Source organism: Paenibacillus sp. J22FR21 (assembly GCF_056269135.1).
On sequence record NZ_JBWDNJ010000001.1, the window covers coordinates 919,046 to 945,348 of the forward strand.

A 26,303-nucleotide genomic window follows, 5' to 3' on the forward strand; every position below is an offset into this window, starting at 1 on the left:
TATCAGGGTCTGCAAAACAAGAAACTCCAATTATTGGAATCGACTCAGCTTACTCGTTACGATTTTTTAAATGGCGATTCTAATTCAATTATGCGTGAATCTTTTATCGAGATATCAAGTAACTTGCAGATTCGTTGTTTCTCCCTAAAATCCATATTGTACATATACATATTTTGAATTACAAATGTTCGAAGTAAGCAATATGCAGCGAAATTATCTTTTAGGTCATCTTTCAATTTGGTTAACTCATTAAATGGCAAAGAACGAGATTGGTCGAGCTTGATTGCTATTTCAATAAGTTTAATTGATGTATAAGGGTATTGTTCAGTTATTTTTTTGAAGATACTGTATAAGTTGTCTGAACCAACTGACACGGCGATTTTCTTCAAAGATTGAAAAGTTAATGCTGTCGTTAAACTGAAAAGTAAGCGCTGGACATCTTTTAAGAGATCAACTTTCTCTTGTTGCATTTTATTTTTTTGTTCTAACAACCCCTGCAGATGGGAAGCTAATGATTCCATATGTTCACCGATAAGTAAAAGAGATGAACTTAAGGTTCGAAGCCCAACCATATAGGCTTCTGTACACAAAAGAAGTTTTTCATCAGCACGTATAGATCCAAAATAATTTTTTAAAATTTGACCGATGATTTCAATGGTTTTATAGCCTAAATTAATCTGGAGGATCATATTTTCATCTGACTCTGTTTCGTCTCTTTTGCCTTGCGATGTTTTTTCCTCCTCAGAACTAAAATGGTTCCCAGCAGCTAATTCTTGTTTAGAGCGTTGATAATCATCCCTTAATTTTAACTGTTTTTCACGATGCTTTTTTACTTCAATATTTTCATAGACGAGTTGAGGGACCTCCTCTACCAATTTATTAATAATCTGAATATCATTCTCCAATTTAGCGGGTTCAACACCTACAAATATGTTTTGTGCCTGTGTATAGAGCTCGTTTAAAATAAATGGATCTTTCGATAAATGTGTCAAAAACATCAGAATGTTTGCCAGTTCCTCAAGATAAACGCGGTTGCACATATCAGATACAATCTCTCTCGTTTTTTTCTCAGAGATATAAACTGAAAGATAGCGAGCGACAAAGTAATAGTAAATGTATTTATATTTAAATCGGAAAATGTCATTAAAACGTTCAATAATCGAAGCTTGAAGCATATGGTTTATATTTTTTTCAAAATCATAAGGAACATCGTATTCTACTGAAAACCATTTAAAAAAATCCGTCAACTCATCTTCATTCATTTCATCAATATTTTCATCGTAAAAACGGAAGGCCAGTTGAGTGATAATATGATAAAAAGCATCGATATCCTCATTCTTAATTTTTATTTTCGTCATGGACTGAAGGATCAAAAGATCGTAATAATGGCCATAAGAACTGTCTCGCAATTTATGTTGAGTATTGCCTTCAATAGCTTGCATCATAACAATAATAAAGAAGGGGAATGAAGGTACAAATCCGTCACCAATCATTGTATTTATCGTGGCTATATCCCTATCATTTTTCTTTTGAAGTTCATTCTCAGTGATTGTTTCAAGTTGCCCTAAAAGGTTCCATTGTTCAACGAAATCTGTTCGTAACTTATACCCTAATTCCATCAATTCATATTTATCAAATTGGACATTGAAACTGTTTTTATCCTGTTCTTGATCATTAAAAATATCTGTAAATCGAAAGAGTTCGTCTCCAGTCAAAACAATATATTTATATATAGGCGTAATATTTTTAACTAGTTCATACGTGAACTTGTTATTTAATTTCGAATTATCTAAATCATCAATAATAATTACCTTTTGGTCATTAGGGAACTGTTTGAACTTTTCCAAATCTTCGGTTGAATATTGCTTAACGAACGTTTTATGTAGAACATTTTGAAAATCAAGTAATGAAGATCTCGTTAGATCACTACCGTTGAGCAACACAGGTATGAGCCCCTTTTTTAGCGCAGTGTTGAACAATACTCGGGTAAATGTCGTTTTTCCTGCTTTTTCTGGACCTACCAAAAGATACTTTTCGGACTTGGAAAAATCGACAAGATTCTTTGAATTTTCGTATTTAATTTTTTCTACTTTTTCAGTTAAATGAATGATCTTGGTGTCAGGAAATATATATATATCATCTAGCAGCACACTAGTCTTTCTCGGATGGTTAATTGTAATACCCGGATCACTAAGAATGCCTTTAAATTCTTTATTCACATGGAATTCATCAGTACCTTTCTCATTCGGCCTTTGATGGATATACCAATTGCTTTCAAATCCTGGAGCGTACAATGATAACTTTTTATTCCATGAATAACGACTAAATTTATGCTGCTTTTTGGTTAAGTTAAATTGGATAAAATTAAACTCACTTATATCGGGCTTATTTGTTTCTTGCAAGACAGCGCCTTCAATATAATTAACCGAATTTCCCTCGTAATCTTCTTTTCTGCTAAATGTGCTCACATGTTCATGACCTGTTAATATAATATCGGAACATTTTTCAAGCTGTTCTCTTATACTACGAGTATTAACAGGACGAAACCAGTTAAAAGGATGGTGAATCATTGAAACGATTAGGCTACCCCTATTTTGATCTAAAACATCCACGTATTTTTCAATTGGAAAGTACATTTCACCAGATTTTTCATGCCTCTCGGAAATCCAGGATGAATTAAAGCAATTGAAAATTATTGTGAAGGAATTGAAAGTAAAGGAATATATTTCGAGTAATTTACTCGTGAAAATTCTGTTTGCAACTTGTGTATAATTAGTAGCAAAATCAAAATAATTTTTCTGGAGTATACAAATTTGTTCAATTACTGAATCATCGATAGCATTTTGAGTATCTTCAGCTTTTATGTTTTTAAGAAGCATATTTCGTACTGCCTGATTCTCTTCAAAATCACAATCGTGATTTCCAGGAATGACCAAAATAGAAACAGAAACTTCTTTTATGGAATGAATTCCAGAAATGATCCTTTTAATGTAATCCCGCATCAATTGATATTCTTCCTGCTTGCCTGAATAGGCAGAGTCCCCAGTAATTAAAATGAAAAGGTGATTGACACCAAGTAATTCAACCTGCAATGCAGAATGAATATGATCAACTTTGTAATCAAAACTATTTTTTTGTTTTTTAATATGGATATCACTAAGTTGAAGTATTCCGATATTCATCGTAAAGCCTCCTTCTGCGTTAAAGCGATCATATACTTCATGCAATAAACCTTAATTCATCGTTATTACACAGTTCCATTCTATATCCTCCACATCAGTAATAAAATATTCGACACGTTTTTACTAATTCGTCCAAATAGTTCCACTTTCCTGCATGTATAGGAAAAAAGTCTACATTAACATGGTGATAAGACAGCAGAGCATGTTAAGTTTTATCATTACCTCTATTATCGCAAGAGACATCGGCAGGAAACTGATAAGTTGAATAAGATGGTCACTCGGGGACATAAGCGGGAAACTAGTGAAAGTCGCAAAAGAAGCTCCCACTGGAATCCAAATAAACGCAATCGCTGATTGCTCGCAAAATTAGTAGCTAGAAGAGTAGCCCATGTGCCTCAATCGCTTATTCCGCGAAAGTGTTGCTCGTGGCGCAACACATTCGTAGAAATGTGTTAGAAATAAAGAAAGAGTTGCTCTAGGAGCAACTCTTTCTTGGATTTTCCGTTCAGCGACTACATATCAAACGCTTGTAACCTGCACTCGTGGAAGCAGCTCCTCTACATCCGCCAAGCTTACTTGCCCGGTACCGGGAGTCACTGCATTGGCGGTGCCGACGGCGACTGCGAACTGCAAGGCCACCGCGATGTTCAAGCCGCGAGCGCATGCGACAGTCCAGCCGGCGACAAAGGAATCGCCGCATCCCACCGTATTAACGGGTTGGATGATCGGAGGGAGTGCCAGCCACAGCTGGCCGTCCGGTGTTGCGGCAAGGCAACCGTCAGCACCTAGTGAAACAATCAAGGTTTGAACGCCATACTCGCCGAGCTGCGCCGCCATTCGGCGAACGGCTTCATAATCTCGAGGATTGGAGCCGCACCACTGGCGAAATTCATCCTCGTTAGGCTTCACCGTATGAGGGCCGCTACGAGCGCCTGCCTCCAGCGGAGTACCGCTCGTATCCAGCACAACATTCGCTCCCGCCAGTTTTGCTTCTGTAATCAGCTCGGCATAGAAATGATCACCAAGTCCGCGCGGCAAACTGCCTGACAATGTCAGCCACCGTCCCGGCACACATAAGCTGCGCCATAAGGTTATAAAACGAACTTTCTCTTCGTGCGATATGCACGGTCCGGGTTCCAATAGCTCGGTCGAATGACGACCTCCTTCATCAATAATATTCAAACAGATGCGAGACTCTTGCTCAATGGAGACCATCTGCTGCTCAAGGCCAATTTCTTGCAGTTTGTTCATAATCCATGAGCCATTGCTGCCTCCGGCGAATCCGGTCGCCATGACCGGAGCGCCGATTGACTTCGCCACACGCGCAACATTCAGACCTTTGCCTCCGGCAGTTGCATCTACGTGCGATACCCGATTTACCTCCCCAAGATGCAAAGCAGGGAGAACAAGTCGTTTATCAATTGCAGTATTCAAGGATGCGCAAACGATCGGAAGTAAACGCCATGCTTCCGTCATATCGCCTGCAACCCTTCCGGCCATAGCTTCCATAAACCTTCACGGGAAACCGTCCCGGCTCCGCCAATCGCAAGCGTCGATAGGGCACCACAAGCATTTGCGAATGAGAGCGCCTCGGAATCGGATTTGCCTTCGAGCTTGGCTGTAATATATCCGGCATTAAACGAGTCGCCAGCTCCTGTCGTATCAACCGGATTCACTGCAAAGGAGGGAGCAAATTCAACAAGCCCGTCAGGGAACACGGCCATGGAGCCTTTACTGCCGCATTTCACCACGACAGCTCCGCGAGATTCCGGTAAGCAATCCGGTAATCCTACTAAGGTATCCGATTCAAAAATCCGCAACGCTTCCTCTTCACTAGGAATGAACCAATCGGTTAAAGCAAGCAGTGAGCGTACCCGCTCGCGATCCCATCCCTCTGACGGATCCCATCCGGAATCGAAAGAGGTCGTGAGGCCATTCGTCTTGGCCTGCTTGAACACCTCAAGCCAATGCGGCTTCATCTGCTCTTGCAGAAAATACGATCCGAAATGTACATGTGCAGCCTCGCGAAGTAGTCTATCCGGAATAATCGCCGGAGTAACAGCGCCAATTGCCCCCATATAGGTTAGCAGCGAACGATCGCTTCCATCTGATAGGGAAAGCGTAACTCCGGTGCGCACATTGCTGTCCATTACGACATGCGTAACGTCAACGCCAAGTCGCTCTAATTCCTTCACACAGAATCGGCCGAACTCGTCCGCGCCAACAATGGAAACAAATGAAACATCCATTCCCAGTCCAGCCAAGCCAGCCGCTGTTATAGCGGAAGAGGAGCCTAACGCAAGCCGAAAATCCCGTATTAGCTTCTCCCGATTCGGTTCAGGTTGGATATCGGAATCAGCGAAGATCAAATCCACATTCAACTCACCAATGACAATGACTTTCCTAGAATTAACGGACATGTACAAGACCTCGTTTCACAAAGGTTTGAACCCGTTTCATTTGATTTCTCTCAATTGAATTGCTCTCATCTCATCTCATCTGATTCCATCTCATATCGTCTCTATCATCGAAGCAACGATTAACTCCGCCGTTTTCCTCCGGTAGCTGTCCCAGTCACTCCCACATGCCGACCACGAAGCTTGCCCATCTGCAATTGTCTCATGCATCCCAGTCGGAACGGCTTCCTTGGCGATCGCATCCGCCGCCGCACGGCTGCCGCGCTGCGAGGCCAGCCACAAATATTCGTAATCCTGGATACCTCGGCGGAGATTCTTCATCCGAATGGAGCTAATCGGCCCATTGATCCCCCGATCCTGCTCGCGGAAGAACGGATCGCGTCCGGGATAGAATAATAGGCCGTCGCCATTACCGAAATGAACACCGTCTTCGCCGTAATAGGCGGATTCATTGTTCGACACATACATGAACGTAACCGGATATTGAAACACATTCTGATTCCAGCGACCGCGCGGACCTTGATGATTATGACGCCAGTGCGTGCCATGCCAGATGAAATACCCTTCAATGCCATATCGCCAGCGCAGCCAAGCATTCACGCGCATATCGACTGCCTCAGATTCCAGGATGATCGACCCATGATAGGGACGATAGCCATTGTAGAACCATAGTTTATCACCGGTTTCTGCACACTGTTCAACGGAAAGCGGATCCACTGTATGTGCGCACCAAATGTCGATGGCATCCTCAATTTCAGGCGTGAATTTGCGTGTCGTAAGTAGAGGAAGTTTGCTTCCTGAGCCTTCGGAGTCGCGTATAATCTTGGCGCGCTCTCGAATCCATTCGTATTTAGCCGGGAGCGGCTCATCAATTAAATAACAGAAATAAACGCCCGGCCATTTCATGCCTTCAAAATAATCCACCCATTTGTCCGCTTCGCGCTGAATCTCCGCCGGCTCACTTCCAAGCACTTTACCCCCGTACATCCCCACCGGAAATACGCCTTCACCAACATACTCGCCCGAGCCTTCATAACCGTTCTCTAAAGTAAAGAATGTCCCGTCCAAATAAGGCGCATACTGCTCCATCATCTCAACATCAAATCGATGATTATGGACATCCGAGCCGACCAAATCAAACCGATGACGATGCGCCATTCTACGAAGCCGATCCCGAATGTCCGGTGTATCCGGGAAATATTCGTCGATTTCGTTCGCATAAACGAAAGTGACCGAGTGATTCTCGTCCGGCAGCGCAAAATCATAGAGCTGCAGTTCGACCGGCAGCTTCGCGACCAGCTCATCGCCGCGCCGTACGGTCACCGCACCGAGGTAGATCCCCGGCTTTAACGACGCCTCGCGCGGAATATACACATCGATCCAGAAGCCTTGGTTGGAGCGGGGAGACATGTGCACGGGCTGACCGCCAAGCCGCGGTTTGGCATCTGCAGGGATAAGTGCATCCGGAATCCAGCCCGAGCGGTGAAGCGGCGGAGCGGATTCCGCATAGAACCATTGAGGCGCCGTTCCAAGATCGGGGGAGACGTATAAATAATGCTGCGTGAACACTTCGATACGACGGCCAACGTAATTGGAGGGATCTTCATCGAGTAAGGCGGCATTGTCGATTCTGCAATCTCCGAACTCCGCATGAACAAGCTCGGACATCTCGACATAGAGGCCGGTAACCTCTGTGTTTCCTGCTTCTACAATAACCTGGAACGCGACCGTCTCGTTCCTTGCCCCGAACAAACGAATCGTGCTGCCATCCCAAACGCTGTTTCCGTTTTTATTCGGATTGGCCAAATCTTCCTTCAATACCTTCTCGCCGTCATTCACGGCCCACACGGAAAGCACCATATCGGATCAACTCCTTCTATATAACCGCTATCCTCATTGTGCGCCTTCCAATGGCAATGGGAAACTGTAGGAATTTCGCATGGTTCACGAATTTACCGTATCTATACTAGTCGCTTTTTTAAGTTCTTCACGAATTTTAAGACTAGCACAAAATAAATGAACTAGTGAAAAAAGCAGCAATTTTCATAGGTATCCTGCGTCCGTTACATTGAAATCAGCGAAAGCGAGAAGATGGCGAAACGAATGGGAGGCTAGTCGATGAAATTGGCATTTTCCACGCTGGGCTGTCCGACTTGGAGCTGGGAGAAAATTTTGAAAGAAGCATCCGAGCTTGGGTTCGACGGCATTGAAATCCGCGGTATCGAAGAGGAAATGGCGCTTCATAAATGTACGCCGTTTCTGCCGGCAAATATCGAGCAGTCCATGAACCAACTAGAAGAACTCGGCTTGGAAATCATTTGCCTGGATACGTCCTGCGTCTTTCACGATTCGGCGAAGCTCGAAGCTTCTATTGAAGAAGGAAAAGCAGCCGTGGATTTGGCGGTCAAGCTAGGCGTGCCTTACATCCGAGTATTCGGGGATGCGATCCAAAGCAAAGACGCCCGCGAAGAAACGATTGCGCAGGTTGCCAGAGGCTGGCAGGCGGTTTGCCGCCATGCGGAAGGCAAGGGAGTCTACGTCTTAATCGAGACGCACGGCGATTTCTCGGATTCTCGCACTTTGCTGGAAGTGATCGATCAAGTAGACAGCAGCGCGCTCGGCGTGCTCTGGGATATTAACAATCCATATAAGTACGGAGATGGGGAACCGCTTGACGTCACCTATGAACGTTTAGGACGCTACATCAAGCATACGCATATCAAAGATACGAAAGGCTCGGACATGCACAGTCAAATTACGCTCGCCGGCGAAGGCGACGTACCGATTCGCGAATGCGTTCGGCTGCTTGCTGACAAAGGGTACGACGGCTGGCTGTCCTTCGAGTGGGAGAAACGGTGGGTGCCGGAGATCGAAGAACCGGAAATCGCGTTCCCGCAATTCATCGGTTATATCAAACAATAGATTCGAACGAATTCGAAGCAGGGAGGTAGAAGCAGCATGGCTACAACATCCGTGGAAGCCAGCACAACCGTTATTAAGAGCCAGAAGGCGCCGACAAAGTCGCTTGCCTCCCGTCTATTCCGAGAGCGCTACGGATTTCTGCTCTTGCTGCCGGGGCTCTTGTACTTCATCTGGTTCCGGTATGTCCCGATGTTAGGCAATATTATCGCGTTCGAGGATTACAGTCCGTTTAAAGGCTTTATCGATAGCGAATGGGTAGGGCTGAAGCATTTTAAACGCATTTTCGAGGATGCAGAAGTGATCCGGGTGCTGTGGAACACGCTCTGGCTTTCTTTTCTGCAAATCGCCTTTGCATTCCCTGTGCCGATTGTGCTCGCTTTGATGCTGAATGAGGTGAAGAACCAAAGGGTTAAGCGGATCATTCAATCCGTCGTCTATTTGCCTCACTTCCTGTCTTGGGTCGTCGTCGTAGGTATCGTGACGATCTTCCTGAAGACAGAAGGCATTGTCAACAAGGGGTTGAGCATGGCCTTCGGCATGGAGGCGATTCCGTTCCTGCAGCAACCGGGATGGTTTATGCCGCTCATCGTGCTCGAGGTCATCTGGAAGGAAGCGGGCTGGGGCACGATTATTTTCCTGGCTGCGCTATCCGGCGTAAACCCGACTTTATACGAGGCGGCGATTGTGGATGGCGCGAACAGGTGGCGTCAGCTATGGCATATTACGCTCCCGGCCATTCGAGGCACGATTATCATTCTGTTAATACTGCGGCTTGGCAGCGTGCTCGATTCCGGTTTTACGCAGATCTTCCTCATGCTGAATCCTTTCACGATGGACGTCGGCAACGTGCTGGACACGTTCGTCTATTTCAAAGGTATCCAGCAGTCGGATTTCAGTTTCGGTACAGCGGTCGGCTTGTTTAAAGGGCTTATCGGGCTAGTACTAATTCTAGCGGCCAATAAAATTGCCAAGAAGTTCGGCGAAGACGGCGTATTTTAATCTGAGGGAGGAGCTGCGAGCCATGCCGATCAAGCGAACGTTGTCGGATCGCATAACCGATGGCATCAATTTATTGCTGCTGGTGGTGCTGTCATTAGTGATGATATTTCCGTTCTATTACATTACCGCGGTTTCGTTCTCTTCCTACGAGGAGTTCATGAATACCGATCTACTGTTGTTCCCGAAAAATTGGGTGCTCGATGCGTATCGATTCATCTTCGACTCCAAAGAATTTATCCGGTCGATCGGCGTAACGGTGTACATTACGATCATCGGCTCGATCGTGAGCCTGCTCCTCACGTCCACGATGGCTTTCGCGTTAACCAGAAAGCTGTGGGGACAACGTTTCTATATGTTCCTTGTCCTGTTTACCTTCATCTTCGGCGCAGGCATGATCCCGACGTATTTGATCGTCAAAGCGACGGGGCTCATTGATTCCTACTGGTCGCTCATCATCCCGGACGCGATCAGCTCCTTTAACTTGATCGTCATGCGCCAATTCTTCTTGAGCATTCCGGAGGAACTGAACGAAGCCGCCGTCATCGACGGTGCGAACGACTGGCAAATTTATACGCGCATCATTCTCCCGCTTTCCAAACCAGCGCTCGCCGCTTTCGGCTTATTCTACGCGGTCGGTCAATGGAACACCTACTTCACGGCTATCTTGTATTTGAACGATCCGTCAAAATGGACCGTGCAGGTTATCTTGAGGCAAATCGTCATTCTCGACGACGCTGCCAACACCCTTGCCAGCGCTGCTCGCGAAGCCGCAAGATCCGCTCACTTGCCGCCGCCGGAGACGATCGGCATGGCCGCCATCATTTTGGCTACGGTTCCGATTCTGATCGTATATCCGTTTCTGCAAAAGCATTTTGCCAAGGGGGTGATGCTGGGCTCGGTGAAAGGTTAATAAGCAGGATTGTAATTGCGTCCAGATTCAGCATACCATTAAGAGGGATACTAGGGAGGGGCTTACACATGACAACGAAAAAGCTCGTGACGCTGCTCGCAGCCGTAAGTATCATTACCGGGCTAACCGGATGCAGCGGCTCAAACGACAATACGAACAAACCTGCAAATACCGCTGAACAGACCGATTCCAGCAATACGCCGGCTACGACAACAACCGAGAATGAGCCTGCATCAACGAACCAGCAGCCTGCTGCCGAAGAAAAGAAAAATTTCGAGATCAGCACCATTCAAGGTACTTGGGCCAGCCCGCTTCCTGACCCGAACGGCAACGGCGCCAAGATGATCAACGAGAAGTTCAGCATTGATCTGAAATCGCAATTCGTGCCGTATGACGAGTATGCGAACAAGCTGCCAGTCGTTATGGCGGCAGGCGACCTGCCTGATATTATCGGCATGGAAGGCGTTGACGCCAACTTCGTCAAATGGTCGAAGCAAGGCGCGTTCCTTCCGCTGAACGATTACATCGACAAATACGATGCGATCAAGAACATTCCTAAGAGCGTCTGGGATGCCGTGACGGTCGACGGCAAGATTTACGGTATTCCGAATTACTTCCCTGCCAAGTACGGCAAGAAACCAATCATCCGCCAAGACTGGCTGAACAATCTCGGTCTGTCGATGCCGACCACCTACGATGAACTGAAGAAAGTGGCGATCGCTTTCGCGAAGAACGATCCGGATAAGAACGGCAAGAACGATACGCTCGGTCTGGGCCTCGCCAAGTCCATCGTTTACGGCGCATGGATGGGCGCGGCGTGGGACAGCGGCTGGTATAACAAGAACGAGAGCGGCCAGTTGATTCCGGGCAATATCTCCGAAGGCTTCAAGAAGCAGGTTACGCTTCTGAACGATCTGTATAAAGAAGGCGCGATCAGCAAGGACTGGGCCGTTACGAAGTCGGCTGACGTTCGTAAAGATTTCTTCGCCGGCAAAGTCGGTATCTTCTACGAGCAGCCTTACGATATTTCCGAAACGCGTTTCAAAACGTTGAAGGATACGAACCCTACAGCGGAACTCGCGGTCATTCCTCCGTTTGCGCAGGAAGACGGCCAACAAGGGTTCATGGGCTTGCCGGGCTATTACGAGCTGCATAGCTTGAATGCGAAGCTGGCGGACGATCCGGAGAAGATCGATCGCATTCTCGAAATGATCAATTACTTCATGACGTTCGTTCCGGTCGATCAGCGCAACGATCAAAATCCGGAGTTTGACTGGCAGAACGGCGGCGTAGGCAAAGGCTATAATATGGAGAACGGCATTGCCCTCGACATCGACGGCGCGTTCAGCGAAATGCCTACGACATATTTGGGCATTCGCTACTGGGCACCGACGGATGAAGATACGCAGCCGGCGATGGTGCTGCAGGATCCGTTTACGAAAGGGTTCGTTCAGTCGGCGGTCGATATGCTGAAGACGACAAAGACGTATCTGGATCCGGTCAACCGCATTCACTCCGACTTGCTGTACGCGAAAGTATCCGAGCTGGATCAAGTCGTGGCCGAGCATACGACGAAGATGATCGTCGGCCAGGAATCGATCAATGACTGGGATAAAATGGTACAGGAATATTTGAACTCGGGCGGTAAGGAAATCATTGACGATGTTAATCGTCAGCTTGACGAGAACGGTATCACGGGCGAGTGGAAATAAGCCTTCCCAATGCGAGGGAGAGAGGAAACTCTCTCCCTCTTTATCATCCGGGGGCGACAATCGAAAGGCGAAAGGAGCTGGCTATGCGTACATACTCCTTGCAAGAACAACAAGCGAATCGCAGGCGGGAGCTGTCTTATATCGACGATTATCCGAATATCGAGCGGTTTCACAGCCATCCGTTCAGGCGATATTTGGATCGGTTAAACACGGATTATTTGGTCAGCAGAAAGTCCGCGCTTCAGCAAGTGACAGACAGAGAAGAGGCATCGGCCTATCGACAGCAGGTCCGGGAAGCTTTCCGTGCTACCGTCGGTCCGCTGCCACATGCTGCCGATTGCTCAACGGTAACGGGAACGCTGGATCAAGGCAGTTACTTCATTGACAAGGTCTGTATCGAAACGGTTCCAGGGATCTTCGCAACCGGAAGCTTCTACTATCCGAAGCAGAGCAGCGGTCCGCTGCCTGCGGTGCTGCTGTTTAACGGCCATGCGAACGAAGGAAAAGCATACGGTTCTTATGTTTCGTTCTGCGTCGAAGCGGTCATGAACGGCTTCTGCGTATTGACGTTCGACCCGATCGGGCAGGGGGAGAGGCGTGTGCCCCAAGCGGAAGGGACCACGGGCGGCGAGAAGTGGATGGACGCGGTCGCCGCCCACTGCTTCTTGGACGAGAAGCTTAGCTTGCTGGGCGAGCATCTCGGTACGTATATGATGCGCGACAATATAGCCGCGTTGACATACTTGCTGTCAAGGCCGGAAGTGGATGCGGAACGCATCGGCGTAACCGGCAATTCCGGCGGCGGCACGATGTCCGCTTATATGGGCGCTTACGATGACCGAATCAAGGCGGTTGCGCCGTGCTGTTACATTACGGAGCTGCGCTCGCTGCTGTACCGGATCATGGCGCAGGATGCGGAGCAATGCTTGCCCGGCATGATGGCGCGCGGACTTGACCATAGCGATCTCGTGACGGCTGCGGCGCCAAAACCGTACTTGATCGGCGCCGCCATGTTCGATTTCTTCCCAATCGACGGCGTGCGGGATGCGTTTATTGAATCGAAGAGGCTGTACCGGCTGCTCGAAGCGGAGGAGCAGTTGGAGCTGCACGTCACGATGAAAGGCCACGGATTCTGGCATGATATGCGAGAGCAGGTGCTCCGATTCTTCTGCCGCGTCTTTGAAGTCGACTTCGTGACCGAGAAGGGGATTGATTACGAGCGGTTGCCGGCGGAAGCGGATTTGTTGTGCTTGGAAGCCGGTGATGCTTCAGGCGGAGCCGCTTTCGGCGGGACGATGATGAGCATGATCAGGGAGCGGTTGCTGCAGCTCCCTATTGAGCGGCAGCTGCAGCTGCCAGAGGTTCGCGAGCAGCTGAGAGAACTGCTTCAGCTGCCGGCTGACAGCGCTTTGAAATCTGAGCCGTTAGCCATCGACGAGACAGGGGCAGTGGCATTCGAGTCCGAAGAAGGCATGCCGCTTGTAGGATCCGTGCACCTCTTCACGGATCGGAGGGATACGGCTCGCGTTTGCCTTGCGGTAGGCGGCATGATCGGCAGGCAGGGACTAGAGCGAGCCCGCGAGGCCGGATACGACGCGGTGATTGTGATCCATCCGCGAGGTACCGGACCTGCAGCGATGGAGCCCACATGCACCTTCGGCATGTTCGAGCCGGAGAAGGCGAGCGGCTATAATGCCAGAATGCTGGGCAGATCGCTGCAAGGGATGCGGGTCACGGACGTACTTGCCGCGATAAACGGCTTGAAGCGAACGCCTGGCTACGAACGGGCGGAGATTACGCTGTACGGGCAAGAAGAGCATGCGCTCACGGCCCTTTATGCTGCCGTGCTTAGCGGAGATTGCCATGGGCTGCATGCGTCAGGCTTGCTTGAAAGTTTCCGTGCGTTTGCGGAGGCGGATTCGCACCGGTACGAATCCGGCATCATCGTTCCGGGACTGCTGCTCGCATTCGATATTCCCGATCTGCTGCAAGTGCTGGAGCAGAGGGACTTCGTCGTCGCCCAGAGCCGGCAGGATCCTATGAAAAATCCACTCGATGGAGGTACTGCGAAGCGATGAGAGGACAACTGCTCAGCGGCGTTCATCAAGCGATCGGCAATACGCCGATGGTTCACCTATCGCGGCTGACAACCGGCTTCGAAGGGACGATCTATGCGAAGCTGGAGTATTTGAACCCCGGCTTCAGCAAGAAGGACCGGATCGCGCTGCAAATCATAGAGGAAGCCGAGCGGGACGGCAGCCTGCAGCCGGGACAGACCGTCGTCGAGCTAACCAGCGGAAATACGGGCACGGGGCTTGCTATCGTATGCGCGGTAAAGGGGTATCCATTTATCGCGGTCATGTCGCGAGGCAATTCCTACGAACGAGCTCGCATGATGATGGCGCTTGGCGCCGAGGTTGTATTAGTTGACCAGGCTCCGGGATCAGCTCCGGGGCAGGTTTCAGGTGAAAGCCTAGCCCTCGTGGAGGCAGAAGCACGAAGAATCGTAAGCGAGAAAGGTGCTTTTCGAGCGGATCAATTTGAACGCCTGGGAAATACACATGCTCACGAATTCCACACCGCTGCTGAAATGTGGGAACAAACAAACGGCGAAATCGATGTTTTCGTCGATTTCGCCGGGAGTGGCGGTACATTCGCAGGCTGCGCAAAGGCGCTCAAGCGTTATAAGCCGTCGATCCGATGTTACGTGGTTGAACCTCATCATGCACCGTACCTTGCGGGTCGAGCGATCAAGAATGCTAATCACCGAATCCAAGGCGGTGGATACAGCATGCATCTGCCTTTGCTGGATCGGGAACTTGTGACCGATTACTTGACCGTTACAGATGAGGATGCGATTGCCGCTGCCAGAGAGCTGGCTAAGAAGGAAGGGATCTTCGCAGGTTACTCCTCCGGTGCGAACATCGCTGCTGCCTTGCAGCTTCTGCAGGAAAGGGAACGCGGCGCTCGAATCGCGCTTACGATCAACGACTCCGGTTTAAAGTACTTAAGTACGGACTTGTTTGAATGAACATGGGGATGGCGCGAATCAAACGCGTTCTACCTTACGAAACTCACTTGGCGTGACACCTGTGAACTTCTTGAACATCCGATTGAACGAGTTAATATTCTGGTAGCCGACCCGGGCGGCGGCGTCCTGGATTTTGACATCCGAACGGGACAGCAGCTCTTTCGCCCGGCTCACCCGAATCAAGTTGACGTAATCCACGAAATAGGTACCGGTTTTCTCCTTGAAATAGGTAGAGAGATAGCTTCTTGTGATGTTGAGCTTATCGGCCATCATATCGAGCGTAATATCATGCGCGTAATGATTCTCCAAATAATCGAAAACGAAGCTCGTAATGTGATCCTTCTTCTCCTTCTTGCTCTTGATCAGATTGGTGATGGAAGGCAGCCATTCCTCAAACAACTGCTCTAATTCTTCGAATGTATGGCTGTGCTGCAAGCGCGTTTGTACGCTTTGAAGCAGCTCCGTATCCAGATGATTCACGTTATAGGCGCGTTTCGTTCTGTCCACCACAATGCTTATGAATGCTTTGACCTCATGCTCAGTCGCTTCTTTCTTCCGTAATCCGGCAATTTCGCGTTTCATGAACTGAACGAGCTGCGATTCATTGCCGTTGTTCAAGCTTGCAGTGATCTCTTCCTCTTGTGCCGACATGAGAAAATAGTTTACCAGTCTTGAATCCGTCTCCGCCCACAGCACTTGGTTCCGATCATTGAATTTACGATGCTGGAGCAGGGATTTGGTTTGTTCAAAAGAGAGATTGAAATCGTCGGCGTGTTCATAACGCTTACTCACAGCCATCGTGGAGAAACAGTAAGCTCGGTCCAGATCCAGCACGATACGAAACCCATCCAGTGTTTCGGCGAGCGTGTGTTCGGAATGATCAGAATAGATGACAGATAACAGCTGATCGCTTTCGAGCTGCAGCGTGAGGGAATCGGGATAACGCTCCGTTAAGATTTTATCGATATAGGCGCGTATAAATAAAGTCGCACGTTCCTCGTCATCGTCGATTTCCTCCAGCAGCTGCGGTCTAAAGGTCAGCTTGAACAAAACGACTCGGTAAGGCTGGTTGTTCTTGATGAGATCTTTTAAGAAGCTGGTGTTGTTCCGTATGTTCTTCAATTGATTGATGTAGGCATAGTGGCGAAGAAGGGAGTTCTTCTCCTCCAAGTTCTGGCTGATGTCAAAGTTTGAATCAAGCAGATGCCGGACTCTCTCCTGGATGAAGGCAAATTCCTTAATTCCGCTGTGCTTCTGCGATTGGAAGCCTGTTGTAAGCTGCTGGATCGATTGCACGAGCTGTTTGACCGGACGATTAAATCGCATGCTGAACAGGAAGGACACCAGCATACTAAATAAGATAGAGAGCACGAGCAGCATAACGAACGTAATATTCCATTTCATCTGCGATACGATGCTGTCATCCGGGATTACATTGACGTAGGTAAGTCCGGTTAGCTCGCCTTTCTTGTAGAAGTAATAATTGGAGTCCTTCTTCACATAACCCTGACTGCCTTCTAATACGGGGAACTGCAGTTGTTGATTATTGACGGTAGTGAAGAATGAGCGCTGCGTGTCGTCTAGGATGTAGAAATCGTTGGTAATGGATTGATGAAAGGCTTTGTACATTTTCTGTGCGTCGGCTAAAGCGATGATATAAACAGAGGGGTTGGTTTGGTTCTTAATGATGATTGGAATCAGCTTGCGTTCACTGACTCGTTTGGCATTGTATTCAAGTTCAGAGAATACGTCGTTTGGCAATATGCGAGTCACATAAAGGTTATCAAATTGCGATTGCCAGAACTCGTAGCCATAGGTCTTGCTCACATAATAACGCTTGAACATGACGTCTGCGTCTGCGCCGCGTGTTTTCTCAATGGCGACGTTGCTTTTCTTGAAGTAGACAATCATGTTCTCCAGGAAGAGCGATTGGTTAGCGAGGTAGATTTGGATTTCGTCGATCAGCTTGCTGCCTGCAGCATAATCGAATTTGGGTTTGTCGAGCGCAGCAATGTGATCATTGAGCGAGAAGGATAGAGCGGCGTTCTCGATGAGTTGGATTTTCGACTCATAATTCTCCATGGTGTTGTTCAGGTTCACATTATTATAGGCGATGACTTCTTCCTTTATCGTGCCTCTGTAGAAAAATACAGAGTAGAGAATGAACGATACGAGCAGGATCACAATCGTCATGTAGCTAATGAGCAGCCAGAAGAACAGAGAAGGGGACTTTATACGTATGTTGGGAAACCGAAGCAGCCTACCGATTATTTTCATGAAAACAACCCTCTCCCGTCATGGTCTGTTTTCAAGCCTGTTTCTCTTATATTAAAGAAAGAAAGCGGTTTGAACAATGGTCTTATTTTCATAACTTCACTGAATTTCTAGGTATTGCAAATAAAATGAATGATAACAAATACTGCTCGTTTCTAGCATAGAATCGATTCGTTATAGTTTGGTCAAGACCGGAAGAACGTCAACTAAAGGGGGAGCAGCATGATTAGAACCATCAGGCAAGATGAAGCAGGCCAGTCGCTTGCGCTAACCCAGGCTGCTTTTGCCGTCCGATTCTCGGAATCCGATGTGCAAGCGCGTCTTGCAAAAATGAACATGGAGCACTTTCTGGGCTACTTCGTGGAGGATCAGTTAGCTGCGCAGCTGGCAGTACTTCCGCTCTATATTTACGTGCAGGGTGAAGCGATGGCGATGGGCGGGATTGCCCATGTCGCTTCCTATCCGGAATTGCGCAGGCAAGGGATGGTCAGTAAATTGCTTGTCCGCAGTTTAGAGATGATGCGGGAGCGCGGCCAAACGGTCTCGATGCTGAACCCGTTCTCCTATTCGTTCTATCGCAAATATGGCTGGGAGTATTTCTCCACGCAAAGCGTTAACACGCTGGATATGTCGGTTGTCCCGAAGTTTGGTTCCGCCGCCGGAGCAGTCAAACGAATGTCGGCTGAGGAGTGGCACACGGCAGATCAAGTCTATGATCGATACGCCCGCTCAAGCTTCAACGGGATGCTGCGCCGTGATGAGAACTGGTGGCGGCAGCATGTATTCAATCGTAAGCTCGGCAGCTTGGCCGTCTATTACGACACGGACGGCGTAGCGAGCGGATATATGCTTTACGACATTAAAGATCGCTTCATGAACATTCATGAGCTTGTTCATCTCGATCAATCTGCTAGAAACGGGTTATGGCAGTTCATCGGCAATCATGACTCTATCGTGACAAGGCTGAAGTTTACCTCAGCTAACGACGATCCTTTCCTATTAACAATGGCCGAGCCTAAGCTCCAGCAAGAGATGGTTTCGAACTTTATGTTCCGCATCGTCGACGTTGAAGCGTTCATTCGGCAATACCGTTTCACCGCGGAGTCAGTGAAGCTAATTGTCCGAATTACCGACGAACACGCAGGCTGGAACCGTGGTTTATGGGAACTTACAGTAAATGACACCGGCCGTGCGGAGGCCGTCCGCCTAGAAGATAGCGACGGAGTTGGAGTCAGCTGCGACATCCAAACGCTCTCCACAATGTTGATCGGCTGCCAGCGACCAGTCCAGCTGAGCATGAACGGCCGACTAAGCGGCAGTCCATCCGTAATTGCGAGCTGGGAGCTCGCCATCCCGCGCCGCATTGCGTATATGACGGACTTTTTCTAGTGGTCGACCTTGGTTTAATCCATATATTAATCTTTCCAAAGCCTTAGCGGAGCAGGCGAAAACAGTCAAAGGAGGCGAACATTCTCGTGAAAAGCTACGCGCTCGTAGGCGCAGGCAACAGAGGCACCTATATGTTCGCGGTTCCGATTGCACGGGATTATGCCGATGTGGCGACCATTGTCGGTGTGTATGACACGAACGCGAAACGCTCGGAGCTGCTTCGGACGCGGACCGGCGGGCATTTTCCCGTGTACACAAGCTTCGAGACCATGTTAGCCGAAGCGAAGCCGGACGTGGTCATTGTCACTTCCATCGATAGCACGCATCACCTATATATCACGCAAGCGCTGCTTGCCGGCTGTGATGTCATCACCGAGAAGCCGCTCACGATTGATGAACATAAATGCAGCCTGATTCTAGAAACGGAGCGGCAAACAGGCAAGCAAGTTACCGTTACCTTCAACTTAAGATACATGCCGTTCATGAATCGGCTCAAAGAAATTTCCCGGGAAAATTCGCGTGGCACGTTGACACATGTCCATTTCGAATGGTTTCTGGATACGATGCATGGGGCGGATTATTTTCGCAGATGGCATCGGAAGAAAGCGAATTCCGGCGGGCTGCTCGTCCACAAATCGACGCATCACTTTGATATCGTGAACTGGCTGCTTGAGGATGAACCGACATCCGTTCATGCGCTCGGTTCTACGAGATTCTACGGTCCGACACGTAAAGAAAGAGGCACCAGATGCTCGGACTGTACCTATTCCAACACCTGCGAATTCTACATCGACCTCAATCAAGGCAACTATAGAGCGCTCTACTTGGATTGCGAAGACGAAGATCACTATTACCGCGATCAATGTGTTTTCGCAGATGAAATCGACATTGAGGATACACTCAGCGTCAATGTCAAGTATTCCAAAGGTGCGATGATGAGCTACTCCCTCACTGCTTATGCCCCTTATGAAGGTTTCCGGATGGTGCTGACGGGGACGAAAGGGCGACTGGAAGCGGAATATTTTGACGGCGCGATCGGCCCATATGCAGGTAACCCGGTTCAGCGCATTCGGTTATTCAACAGTATGCAAGAGATGATCGAGATTCCGCTGCAGGAAGAAACCGGTGATCATGGCGGAGGCGATGGTCGGTTGCTCCGCGCGCTTATGATAGGATCGGATCCGAGCGATTCCAGACAGGCGTCCAGCCGAGACGGCGCAATGTCTTGCGCAATCGGATTCGCAGCTAATCGTGCGATAAGAGAGGGCGCAGCGGTACGAATTGCTGACTTTTTTCAATCTAATCCAGAGGAGGATCAACATGAACATTAGAGTAGTGGAGACTGCACGGCAATTGGGAGAGGAAGCAGCCGAACATGCCTCGCGGATCTTGCAAGAAGTGATAGAACGTCAAGGGAGAGCAAGACTGCTGCTATCTACAGGCTCATCGCAATTTGAGTTTCTCAAAGCATTCGTCAAGCAGCCGGTTGAGTGGAGCAAGGTTGAAATGTTCCATCTGGACGAATATGCAGGCATCGATGGTACGCATCCTGCAAGCTTTCAAGCTTACCTTAAGGAACGTTTTATCAGTCATGTGAATCTGGCGAAGTTCCATCTCGTTAATGGAAATGGTGATATTCAGCAGACGATTGAGCGGCTGAACGATGCCATTCAAGAAGCTCCGATCGATCTTGCCATGATCGGAATCGGCGAGAATGCGCATATTGCCTTCAATGATCCGCCCGCGAATTTCGAGACGGAAGAGCCATACATAGTAGTGGAGCTGGACGATGCGTGCAAACGTCAGCAAGTCGGAGAAGGCTGGTTTGCGAGCATGGACGATGTGCCTGCTCAGGCGATCACGATGAGTGTTCGCCAGATTATGAAGAGCAAGGTTATTCTCTCTTGCGTACCCCATGCGGTCAAAGCGGATGCCATCAAACGTACGCTCGAGAACGACATTACTCCGATAGTGCCGGCTACGATGCTGCGCACTCATCCCAATTGGACGCTCTACTTGGATCAGCAATCGGCCGCAGAAGCTGTTCAGTCTGACACGGCAGTAAACGAGTGAACCTAATCGACCAGAAGCGGCGAGGAGGTGTTGCGTCATGCAATGGATAGGAAGACGGTATGATACGGGTGAATGGGTGCGGCTCGCAGCAGAAAACGGTGTCATTCAAGCCATCTCTCCTGTGCAGCCTGACAATGACGCCAGTGACTCCAGTGATACGTGGATATCACCGGGTTGGATTGACCTGCAGGTGAATGGTTTCGCCGGTTTCGATCTTAATGGCGATGTGACCACGGAGCATGATGTAGCGGAAGTGACGTTTTCCCTATTCCGGCACGGCGTCACCACCTATTGTCCAACGGTAATTACCGGAAGTTACGCCAGAATGAATCAAGCTTTTCGCGCGATTCACTCCGCTTGTGAGAATAACAAGCTGCTCCGTCGTGTTATTGCTGGTATTCATGTCGAAGGTCCTTACCTATCCGCTGAGGATGGGCCGCGCGGCGCTCATGATAAGGCTCATATCCGAGACCCTGCTATGGCTGAATTCGATGCTTGGCAGCATTCGGCCGGAGGCCGAATTGTACTCTGCACGATTGCTCCTGAACGTGAAGGCGCCGTCGAATTCATCAAGCATGCAATCGCAAGCGGAGGAGTTAAAGTAAGCATTGGCCACACGATGGCGAATGCGGAGCAGTTGAAGTCGGCTGTTGAAGCAGGTGCCACGCTGTCCACGCATCTTGGCAATGGCGCGCATCCGGTCATGGCCAGGCATCCGAATTACATATGGGATCAATTGGCTGAAGACGGCTTGTGTGCGATGTATATTGCGGACGGCCATCATTTGACCGCATCGGTGTTGAAATCCATGATCCGCGTTAAACGCGATCGCTTCATCCTCGTCAGTGACAGCGTCATGTTCGGCGGGATGCCCCCCGGGCGTTATCCGAGTATGATCGGGCAAGAGGTAGAGCTGCTTAGCAATGGCAGACTCCAGACGGCAGCTGATCCACGAATATTGGCAGGCTCCGCTCAAGCGCTTGACCGAGGTGTGGAGAATGCCATGCGACTTGCCGGAATCAGCTTACGAGAAGCGATCGATGCGGTGACGAAGCGACCTGCGGAAGTCATGGGATGGACGATGTTAGGGAAATTGGAAGTAGGCGCAAAAGCTAATTTGACTCTATTCCAGATAGATAACAGCGGCCGCATGGATGTCCAACAAACCATTGTGAACGGGGAAACCGTTTGGAACAGCAGACAGCAGTCATTGCTAGAAGAGAATGGGAGGCTGACATGATAGAGGATCGTTTAGGTGTTATAACGGATGAAGTCTCGCCGTCGGATCTCATTGAAGCGCTGAACTTTGCCGTATTAAATGGCTTGAAGCACGTAGAAATCCGTACGATCAATGGCCAGAATGTACTTTCGCTCCATAATCAGCAGCTTGCGATAATTCGTTCAGAGACGGAACGTCGGGGACTGTTCGTTTCATGTATTGCTTCTCCGATATTTAAATGTGCGCTGGGAACAGGCAGTCAGGTAGCGGAAGGCGATCGGTTTAATCAAGAAGAGCGTACGGTTTCCGAGCATTTCACGATGCTGGAACGCGCAATGGACATTGCTGATCAGCTGGGCACTAATCGGATTCGAATCTTCTCGTTCTGGCGTGAAGCAGAGCCGGAGCAGCACCATGACGAGATTGTGAAGCATTTGACTCAAGCTGCCTTGATGGCAGCCAACCGCAGCAAGCTGCTTTTGCTCGAAAATGAACCTTCCTGTAATGGCGGGTATGCCGCAGAAGTTGCTAAACTCGTCGGAGCCGTTAATTCCCCTGCACTGCGCGTCTTATGGGATCCGGGCAATGAGCAATACGGCAACCGTTCCAGCTATCCGGAAGGTTATTCCAGCATCCGCAATCTAATGGCCCATGTTCATTTGAAAGACGTACGGTTCGACGAGAGTGGTCATCCCAAAGCAACTCCGATTGGGTCTGGTATCGTTCCGTATGTGGCTCACTTTCAAGCTTTACTTCGAGATGGCTATACGGGACTGTTCACGCTAGAGACGCATTATATTCCCGAAGGCGGAACTGCGATGGAAGGCACAGCCCAGTCGCTCCAAGGATTGAAGGCTCTTCTTGCGAATATGCGAGCACCAATGGATGCCATTCATAAACCATCTAATTAGGGAAAAGGGGAATGTTAGCATGGAACAATCAATCGTAACAATCGGGATTATCGGGCAAGGCCGCAGTGGACGCGATATTCACGGGCAATTGCTCGCCAAGCTGCCTCACTATTTCCGAATCGCAGCGGTTGCGGATTCCATCCCGGAGCGACAGCAGCTGGCGCGCCAAGAATTCAATTGTAACGCCTATGCGACATGGCAGGAGATGGTGGAGAACGAGCAGCTTGATCTAGTCGTCAATGCATCTCCAAGCCATCAGCATGTTCCCATCTCCTTGGAGTTGTTGAATCGTGGCTTTGATGTGTTGTGCGAGAAGCCGCTGGCCAGAACTTCGGAAGAAGTGGATCAACTGATTGAAGCCTCGGAGCGATCCGGCAAACGATTAGCTGTATTCCAGCAGTCCCGCTACATGCCTGCCTATGTGCGTATTCGTGAAGTGATCGAAAGCGGCGTCTTGGGACGGATTGTACAAGTCGATTTCACCAGCAACCGGTTCGCCCGCAGATGGGATTGGCAAACGCTGCAAAGCAATAATGGCGGAAGCTTGTTGAATTTAGGCTCGCATACGCTGGATCAGGTGCTCCAGCTGTTCGGAACGGATGTGACTCCGGATATCACATGCATTATGGATCAAGCTAATACGTACGGGGATGCGGAGGATTATGTGAAGCTCCTGCTTCGTGGACCAGGTCGTCCGACGATTGATTTGGAAGTCTCCTCTTGCAGCGTTTTCCCTGGGGAATCGTTCGTAATTCAAGGGACAAATGGCGGGCTGCGCGGCAATAACGATCGGTTGGAATGGAGTTATTTCAAACCGGAAGAAGCTCCTGTACAGCAATTAACGACGGAGCCGCTGATGGACAAGAACGGCATGCCAAGCTACTGTCGCGAAACGCTCAACTGGTATAAAGAGAATTGGGAACTTCAATTGGCGGAAGGACAAGGCGAATTCGATTACATGACGGAGCAATTGTATATGATGCTGTACGGAACGCTTGTCCATGGCGATGAATTAGCGATTACGCCGCAGCAGGTTCGGCAGCAGCTAGTTGTCATGGAGGAGTGCCGCCGCCAAAATCCACAAATCTATCGCCCGGCACAAGAAAGCATTAGAGGTTAATCCGATGACGTTCATTCAAACGATTGCGGAGCTCGAAGCCAAATTGTCTGAACCTTCTGAGCAGCTCGTCACCGAGATGGCGTCTATTGAAGGGGATATCATCGTGTTAGGTGTAGGCGGGAAGATGGGGCCGAGCCTAGCCAAACTAGCCGTTCATGCACTGCGCCGTTCAGGCGCTCGCAATAGAGTCATAGGTGTGTCGAGATTCTCGAATGAGGAAACGCGCAGAGAATTGGAAGCCGCAGGCATTGAGACGATCTCGTGTGACCTTCTTGACGATCAGCAATTGCAGCAGCTGCCTGATGCACCTAACATCATCTATATGGCAGGCAATAAATTCGGCACGACAGGCAATGAGCATTTCACATGGGCGATGAACGCATATTTGCCCGGAAGAGTAGCTGAGAAATATCGGAATTCGCGGATAGTCGTATTCTCATCCGGGAATGTATATCCCTTCTCGCCGGCGGGACTCGGCGGCGTAACGGAATCATGCTCACCGGAGCCTAAAGGGGAGTACGCGCAGTCTTGTTTAGGACGCGAGCGCGTGTTTGAATACTTCTCTAAGCAAAACAATATGCCAATGGTTATTTTTCGCTTGAATTACGCGATCGATCTCCGTTACGGTGTCCTGCTCGAAATTGCCAAGTCGGTTATGAATGATCGACCGATTAAGCTCGAGATGGGGCATGCCAATGTAATTTGGCAAGGGGATGCCAACGAGATGGCGCTCCGCTGCTTGGCATTATGTGAATCGCCGCCGCGTACGATCAATATTACCGGGCCGGAGACCATGTCCATACGTTGGGCAGCCGAAGAGATGGGCAAGCGTCTCGGGAAAGAGGCGTTATTCGAAGGTACGGAGTCGGACACGGCACTGCTAAGTAATGCCGGTCAATCCTTTCAATTGTTCGGGTATCCGCGCGTTTCGCTGCTGCAGATGATCGATTGGGTTGCGGAATGGGTTCGAGCAGGCGGATATACGCTGAACAAGCCGACACATTTTCAAGAACGAAAGGGGAAGTTCTGATGCGAGGCAAGCAGCTGACACCGGAACAGCTTGGAGCCCTTCATGACGGTCTGGTTATTCCCGCTCATCCCCTCGCTTTGGATCAGTATCGCAAGCTTGATCCGCGTTATCAACGTGCGCTCACTCGATACTACATCGACTCTGGAGCAGGTGGAATTGCCGTTGGCGTTCATTCCACGCAATTTGAAATTCGCGATGCGGACATCGGATTATACGAACCGGTGCTGCGACTTGCGTCCGAGGAAGTGGAGCGAGCGAAGCTGGAACGCCCTTTCATTAAGGTGGCAGGCATATGCGGCGCTACTGATCAAGCATTGAACGAAGCTGTAATTGCCTTAAATCTCGGTTATGATGCAGGGTTGCTCAGCATGGGAGGTCTTGGAAGCTATAGTGAAAGCGATCTCTTGAAACGTACGGAGCAAATAGCAGAGTTGCTGCCGGTTATTGGGTTTTATTTGCAGCCGTCAGTTGGCGGAAGAGTGCTTAGCTATGCGTTCTGGCAGGCGTTCGCGGAAATTCCCAATGTAGTTGCGATCAAAATCGCCCCGTTTAATCGTTATCAAACGATCGATGTCGTCCGTGCCGTATGCAGCTCAAGCAGGCGTGATCAAATTGCGCTTTATACCGGCAATGACGATAACATCATCACTGACCTTCTGACCGCCTATCGTTTTACGATTGATGGAAATCCGGTGGAGAAAAGGATTGTTGGAGGTTTGCTCGGGCATTGGGCGGTCTGGACAAGAAGAGCCGTGGAACTGCTCGAAGAAGTAAAGCGAGTGCGAAGCGATGCCGCATTGTCATCCGAGTGGCTGACGCGGAACATCGAAGTGACGGATATGAACGCGGCACTCTTTGACGCTGCCAATCGGTATGCTGGTTGTATCGCCGGTATACACGAGGTGCTGCACAGACAAGGTTTGTTGCCGGGAATATGGTGCTTGAATCCTCACGAGACTCTATCGGATGGTCAAGCGGATGAGCTAACTCGAGTTAGCCGCGATTATCCGCTGCGGGTTGACGATGAATTCGTTGCTGAGCATCTAGCGAAGTGGCTGGAAGATTAATAGTGGCGGCGCAGCATGCAACTTCTGCGCCGCCTATTTGATTAACT

At 49.3% G+C, this 26,303-nt stretch carries 19 protein-coding genes; 14 read left to right on the forward strand and 5 right to left on the reverse strand.

Going from position 1 to position 26,303, the window contains the following annotated elements; translation table 11 throughout:
• Positions 1 to 56: 56 nt before the first annotated feature.
• The 4 genes from AC0YNS_RS04625 to AC0YNS_RS04640 all read right to left on the reverse strand — a co-directional run bounded on the left by AC0YNS_RS04625 (position 57) and on the right by AC0YNS_RS04640 (position 7,459).
• Complete coding sequence (locus AC0YNS_RS04625) at positions 57 to 3,182, reverse strand: STAND family AAA ATPase (RefSeq protein ID WP_475779834.1); 3,126 nt, start codon at positions 3,180 to 3,182, stop codon at positions 57 to 59.
• A gap of 519 nt (positions 3,183 to 3,701) precedes the next feature.
• On the reverse strand, positions 3,702 to 4,682 hold the full coding sequence (locus tag AC0YNS_RS04630) for a 1-phosphofructokinase family hexose kinase (RefSeq protein ID WP_475779835.1): 981 nt from the start codon (positions 4,680 to 4,682) through the stop codon (positions 3,702 to 3,704).
• The gene (locus AC0YNS_RS04635; RefSeq protein WP_475779836.1) at positions 4,655 to 5,602 is read right to left on the reverse strand and encodes a carbohydrate kinase family protein; all 948 of its coding nucleotides are present in this window, start codon (positions 5,600 to 5,602) and stop codon (positions 4,655 to 4,657) included. Before AC0YNS_RS04635 ends, AC0YNS_RS04630 begins: the two co-directional genes overlap by 28 nt.
• A gap of 90 nt (positions 5,603 to 5,692) precedes the next feature.
• Entirely contained in the window at positions 5,693 to 7,459 is a 1,767-nt protein-coding gene (locus AC0YNS_RS04640; RefSeq protein ID WP_475779837.1) for a DUF4091 domain-containing protein, read from the reverse strand.
• 258 nt (positions 7,460 to 7,717) lie between these two features.
• On the opposite strand from AC0YNS_RS04640, the gene AC0YNS_RS04645 reads away from it, so the two are divergent.
• The 6 genes from AC0YNS_RS04645 to AC0YNS_RS04670 all read left to right on the forward strand — a co-directional run bounded on the left by AC0YNS_RS04645 (position 7,718) and on the right by AC0YNS_RS04670 (position 15,173).
• Positions 7,718 to 8,521 (forward strand): sugar phosphate isomerase/epimerase family protein, encoded by an 804-nt coding sequence (locus AC0YNS_RS04645; RefSeq protein ID WP_475779838.1) that lies wholly within the window; start codon positions 7,718 to 7,720, stop codon positions 8,519 to 8,521.
• Positions 8,522 to 8,557: 36 nt separating this feature from the next.
• The gene (locus AC0YNS_RS04650) at positions 8,558 to 9,520 is read left to right on the forward strand and encodes an ABC transporter permease (protein WP_475779839.1); all 963 of its coding nucleotides are present in this window, start codon (positions 8,558 to 8,560) and stop codon (positions 9,518 to 9,520) included.
• 22 nt (positions 9,521 to 9,542) lie between these two features.
• The gene (locus AC0YNS_RS04655) at positions 9,543 to 10,430 is read left to right on the forward strand and encodes a carbohydrate ABC transporter permease (protein ID WP_475779840.1); all 888 of its coding nucleotides are present in this window, start codon (positions 9,543 to 9,545) and stop codon (positions 10,428 to 10,430) included.
• Between the two features lie 68 nt (positions 10,431 to 10,498).
• Positions 10,499 to 12,142: an extracellular solute-binding protein gene (locus AC0YNS_RS04660; protein WP_475779841.1), complete on the forward strand. Its 1,644-nt coding sequence runs from the start codon at positions 10,499 to 10,501 to the stop codon at positions 12,140 to 12,142.
• Between the two features lie 83 nt (positions 12,143 to 12,225).
• Positions 12,226 to 14,220, forward strand: a complete 1,995-nt coding sequence (locus AC0YNS_RS04665; protein WP_475779842.1) for an alpha/beta hydrolase family protein — start codon at positions 12,226 to 12,228, stop codon at positions 14,218 to 14,220.
• The gene (locus AC0YNS_RS04670) at positions 14,217 to 15,173 is read left to right on the forward strand and encodes a PLP-dependent cysteine synthase family protein (protein ID WP_475779843.1); all 957 of its coding nucleotides are present in this window, start codon (positions 14,217 to 14,219) and stop codon (positions 15,171 to 15,173) included. Before AC0YNS_RS04665 ends, AC0YNS_RS04670 begins: the two co-directional genes overlap by 4 nt.
• Before the next feature lie 18 nt (positions 15,174 to 15,191).
• Here the strand turns inward: AC0YNS_RS04670 and AC0YNS_RS04675 are convergent, their stop codons facing one another.
• Complete coding sequence (locus AC0YNS_RS04675) at positions 15,192 to 17,450, reverse strand: helix-turn-helix domain-containing protein (RefSeq protein ID WP_475779844.1); 2,259 nt, start codon at positions 17,448 to 17,450, stop codon at positions 15,192 to 15,194.
• Between the two features lie 219 nt (positions 17,451 to 17,669).
• Between AC0YNS_RS04675 and AC0YNS_RS04680 the strand changes: the two genes are divergently transcribed.
• From AC0YNS_RS04680 to AC0YNS_RS04715, 8 genes are all read left to right on the forward strand, one after another.
• Positions 17,670 to 18,836 (forward strand): GNAT family N-acetyltransferase, encoded by a 1,167-nt coding sequence (locus AC0YNS_RS04680; RefSeq protein ID WP_475779845.1) that lies wholly within the window; start codon positions 17,670 to 17,672, stop codon positions 18,834 to 18,836.
• Between the two features lie 86 nt (positions 18,837 to 18,922).
• Positions 18,923 to 20,167 carry a Gfo/Idh/MocA family protein gene (locus AC0YNS_RS04685; RefSeq protein ID WP_475779846.1) on the forward strand — a complete coding sequence of 415 codons (1,245 nt, stop codon included), beginning with the start codon at positions 18,923 to 18,925 and terminating at the stop codon, positions 20,165 to 20,167.
• Positions 20,157 to 20,909: a glucosamine-6-phosphate deaminase gene (locus AC0YNS_RS04690; protein ID WP_475779847.1), complete on the forward strand. Its 753-nt coding sequence runs from the start codon at positions 20,157 to 20,159 to the stop codon at positions 20,907 to 20,909. Before AC0YNS_RS04685 ends, AC0YNS_RS04690 begins: the two co-directional genes overlap by 11 nt.
• Before the next feature lie 37 nt (positions 20,910 to 20,946).
• Complete coding sequence (locus AC0YNS_RS04695) at positions 20,947 to 22,149, forward strand: N-acetylglucosamine-6-phosphate deacetylase (RefSeq protein ID WP_475779848.1); 1,203 nt, start codon at positions 20,947 to 20,949, stop codon at positions 22,147 to 22,149.
• Positions 22,146 to 23,039: a sugar phosphate isomerase/epimerase family protein gene (locus AC0YNS_RS04700; protein ID WP_475779849.1), complete on the forward strand. Its 894-nt coding sequence runs from the start codon at positions 22,146 to 22,148 to the stop codon at positions 23,037 to 23,039. The genes AC0YNS_RS04695 and AC0YNS_RS04700 overlap by 4 nt, the downstream gene beginning before the upstream one ends.
• A 19-nt stretch (positions 23,040 to 23,058) precedes the next feature.
• A complete protein-coding gene (locus tag AC0YNS_RS04705) occupies positions 23,059 to 24,159 on the forward strand; it encodes a Gfo/Idh/MocA family protein (RefSeq protein WP_475779850.1) in 1,101 nt (366 codons plus the stop codon).
• A gap of 13 nt (positions 24,160 to 24,172) precedes the next feature.
• Positions 24,173 to 25,189, forward strand: coding sequence for an NAD-dependent epimerase/dehydratase family protein (locus tag AC0YNS_RS04710; RefSeq protein WP_475780106.1), 1,017 nt, complete (start codon positions 24,173 to 24,175; stop codon positions 25,187 to 25,189).
• Complete coding sequence (locus AC0YNS_RS04715) at positions 25,189 to 26,256, forward strand: dihydrodipicolinate synthase family protein (protein ID WP_475779851.1); 1,068 nt, start codon at positions 25,189 to 25,191, stop codon at positions 26,254 to 26,256. The genes AC0YNS_RS04710 and AC0YNS_RS04715 overlap by 1 nt, the downstream gene beginning before the upstream one ends.
• The last annotated feature ends 47 nt before the right edge of the window (positions 26,257 to 26,303 follow it).

Coding starts and splice junctions, on each gene's coding strand:
- AC0YNS_RS04625 (WP_475779834.1), bottom strand. CDS start 3,182: ATGAATATCGGAATACTTCAACTTAGTGATATCCATATTAAAAAACAA.
- AC0YNS_RS04630 (WP_475779835.1), bottom strand. CDS start 4,682: ATGGCCGGAAGGGTTGCAGGCGATATGACGGAAGCATGGCGTTTACTT.
- AC0YNS_RS04635 (WP_475779836.1), bottom strand. CDS start 5,602: ATGTCCGTTAATTCTAGGAAAGTCATTGTCATTGGTGAGTTGAATGTG.
- AC0YNS_RS04640 (WP_475779837.1), bottom strand. CDS start 7,459: ATGGTGCTTTCCGTGTGGGCCGTGAATGACGGCGAGAAGGTATTGAAG.
- AC0YNS_RS04645 (WP_475779838.1), top strand. CDS start 7,718: ATGAAATTGGCATTTTCCACGCTGGGCTGTCCGACTTGGAGCTGGGAG.
- AC0YNS_RS04650 (WP_475779839.1), top strand. CDS start 8,558: ATGGCTACAACATCCGTGGAAGCCAGCACAACCGTTATTAAGAGCCAG.
- AC0YNS_RS04655 (WP_475779840.1), top strand. CDS start 9,543: ATGCCGATCAAGCGAACGTTGTCGGATCGCATAACCGATGGCATCAAT.
- AC0YNS_RS04660 (WP_475779841.1), top strand. CDS start 10,499: ATGACAACGAAAAAGCTCGTGACGCTGCTCGCAGCCGTAAGTATCATT.
- AC0YNS_RS04665 (WP_475779842.1), top strand. CDS start 12,226: ATGCGTACATACTCCTTGCAAGAACAACAAGCGAATCGCAGGCGGGAG.
- AC0YNS_RS04670 (WP_475779843.1), top strand. CDS start 14,217: ATGAGAGGACAACTGCTCAGCGGCGTTCATCAAGCGATCGGCAATACG.
- AC0YNS_RS04675 (WP_475779844.1), bottom strand. CDS start 17,450: ATGAAAATAATCGGTAGGCTGCTTCGGTTTCCCAACATACGTATAAAG.
- AC0YNS_RS04680 (WP_475779845.1), top strand. CDS start 17,670: ATGATTAGAACCATCAGGCAAGATGAAGCAGGCCAGTCGCTTGCGCTA.
- AC0YNS_RS04690 (WP_475779847.1), top strand. CDS start 20,157: ATGAACATTAGAGTAGTGGAGACTGCACGGCAATTGGGAGAGGAAGCA.
- AC0YNS_RS04695 (WP_475779848.1), top strand. CDS start 20,947: ATGCAATGGATAGGAAGACGGTATGATACGGGTGAATGGGTGCGGCTC.
- AC0YNS_RS04700 (WP_475779849.1), top strand. CDS start 22,146: ATGATAGAGGATCGTTTAGGTGTTATAACGGATGAAGTCTCGCCGTCG.
- AC0YNS_RS04705 (WP_475779850.1), top strand. CDS start 23,059: ATGGAACAATCAATCGTAACAATCGGGATTATCGGGCAAGGCCGCAGT.
- AC0YNS_RS04715 (WP_475779851.1), top strand. CDS start 25,189: ATGCGAGGCAAGCAGCTGACACCGGAACAGCTTGGAGCCCTTCATGAC.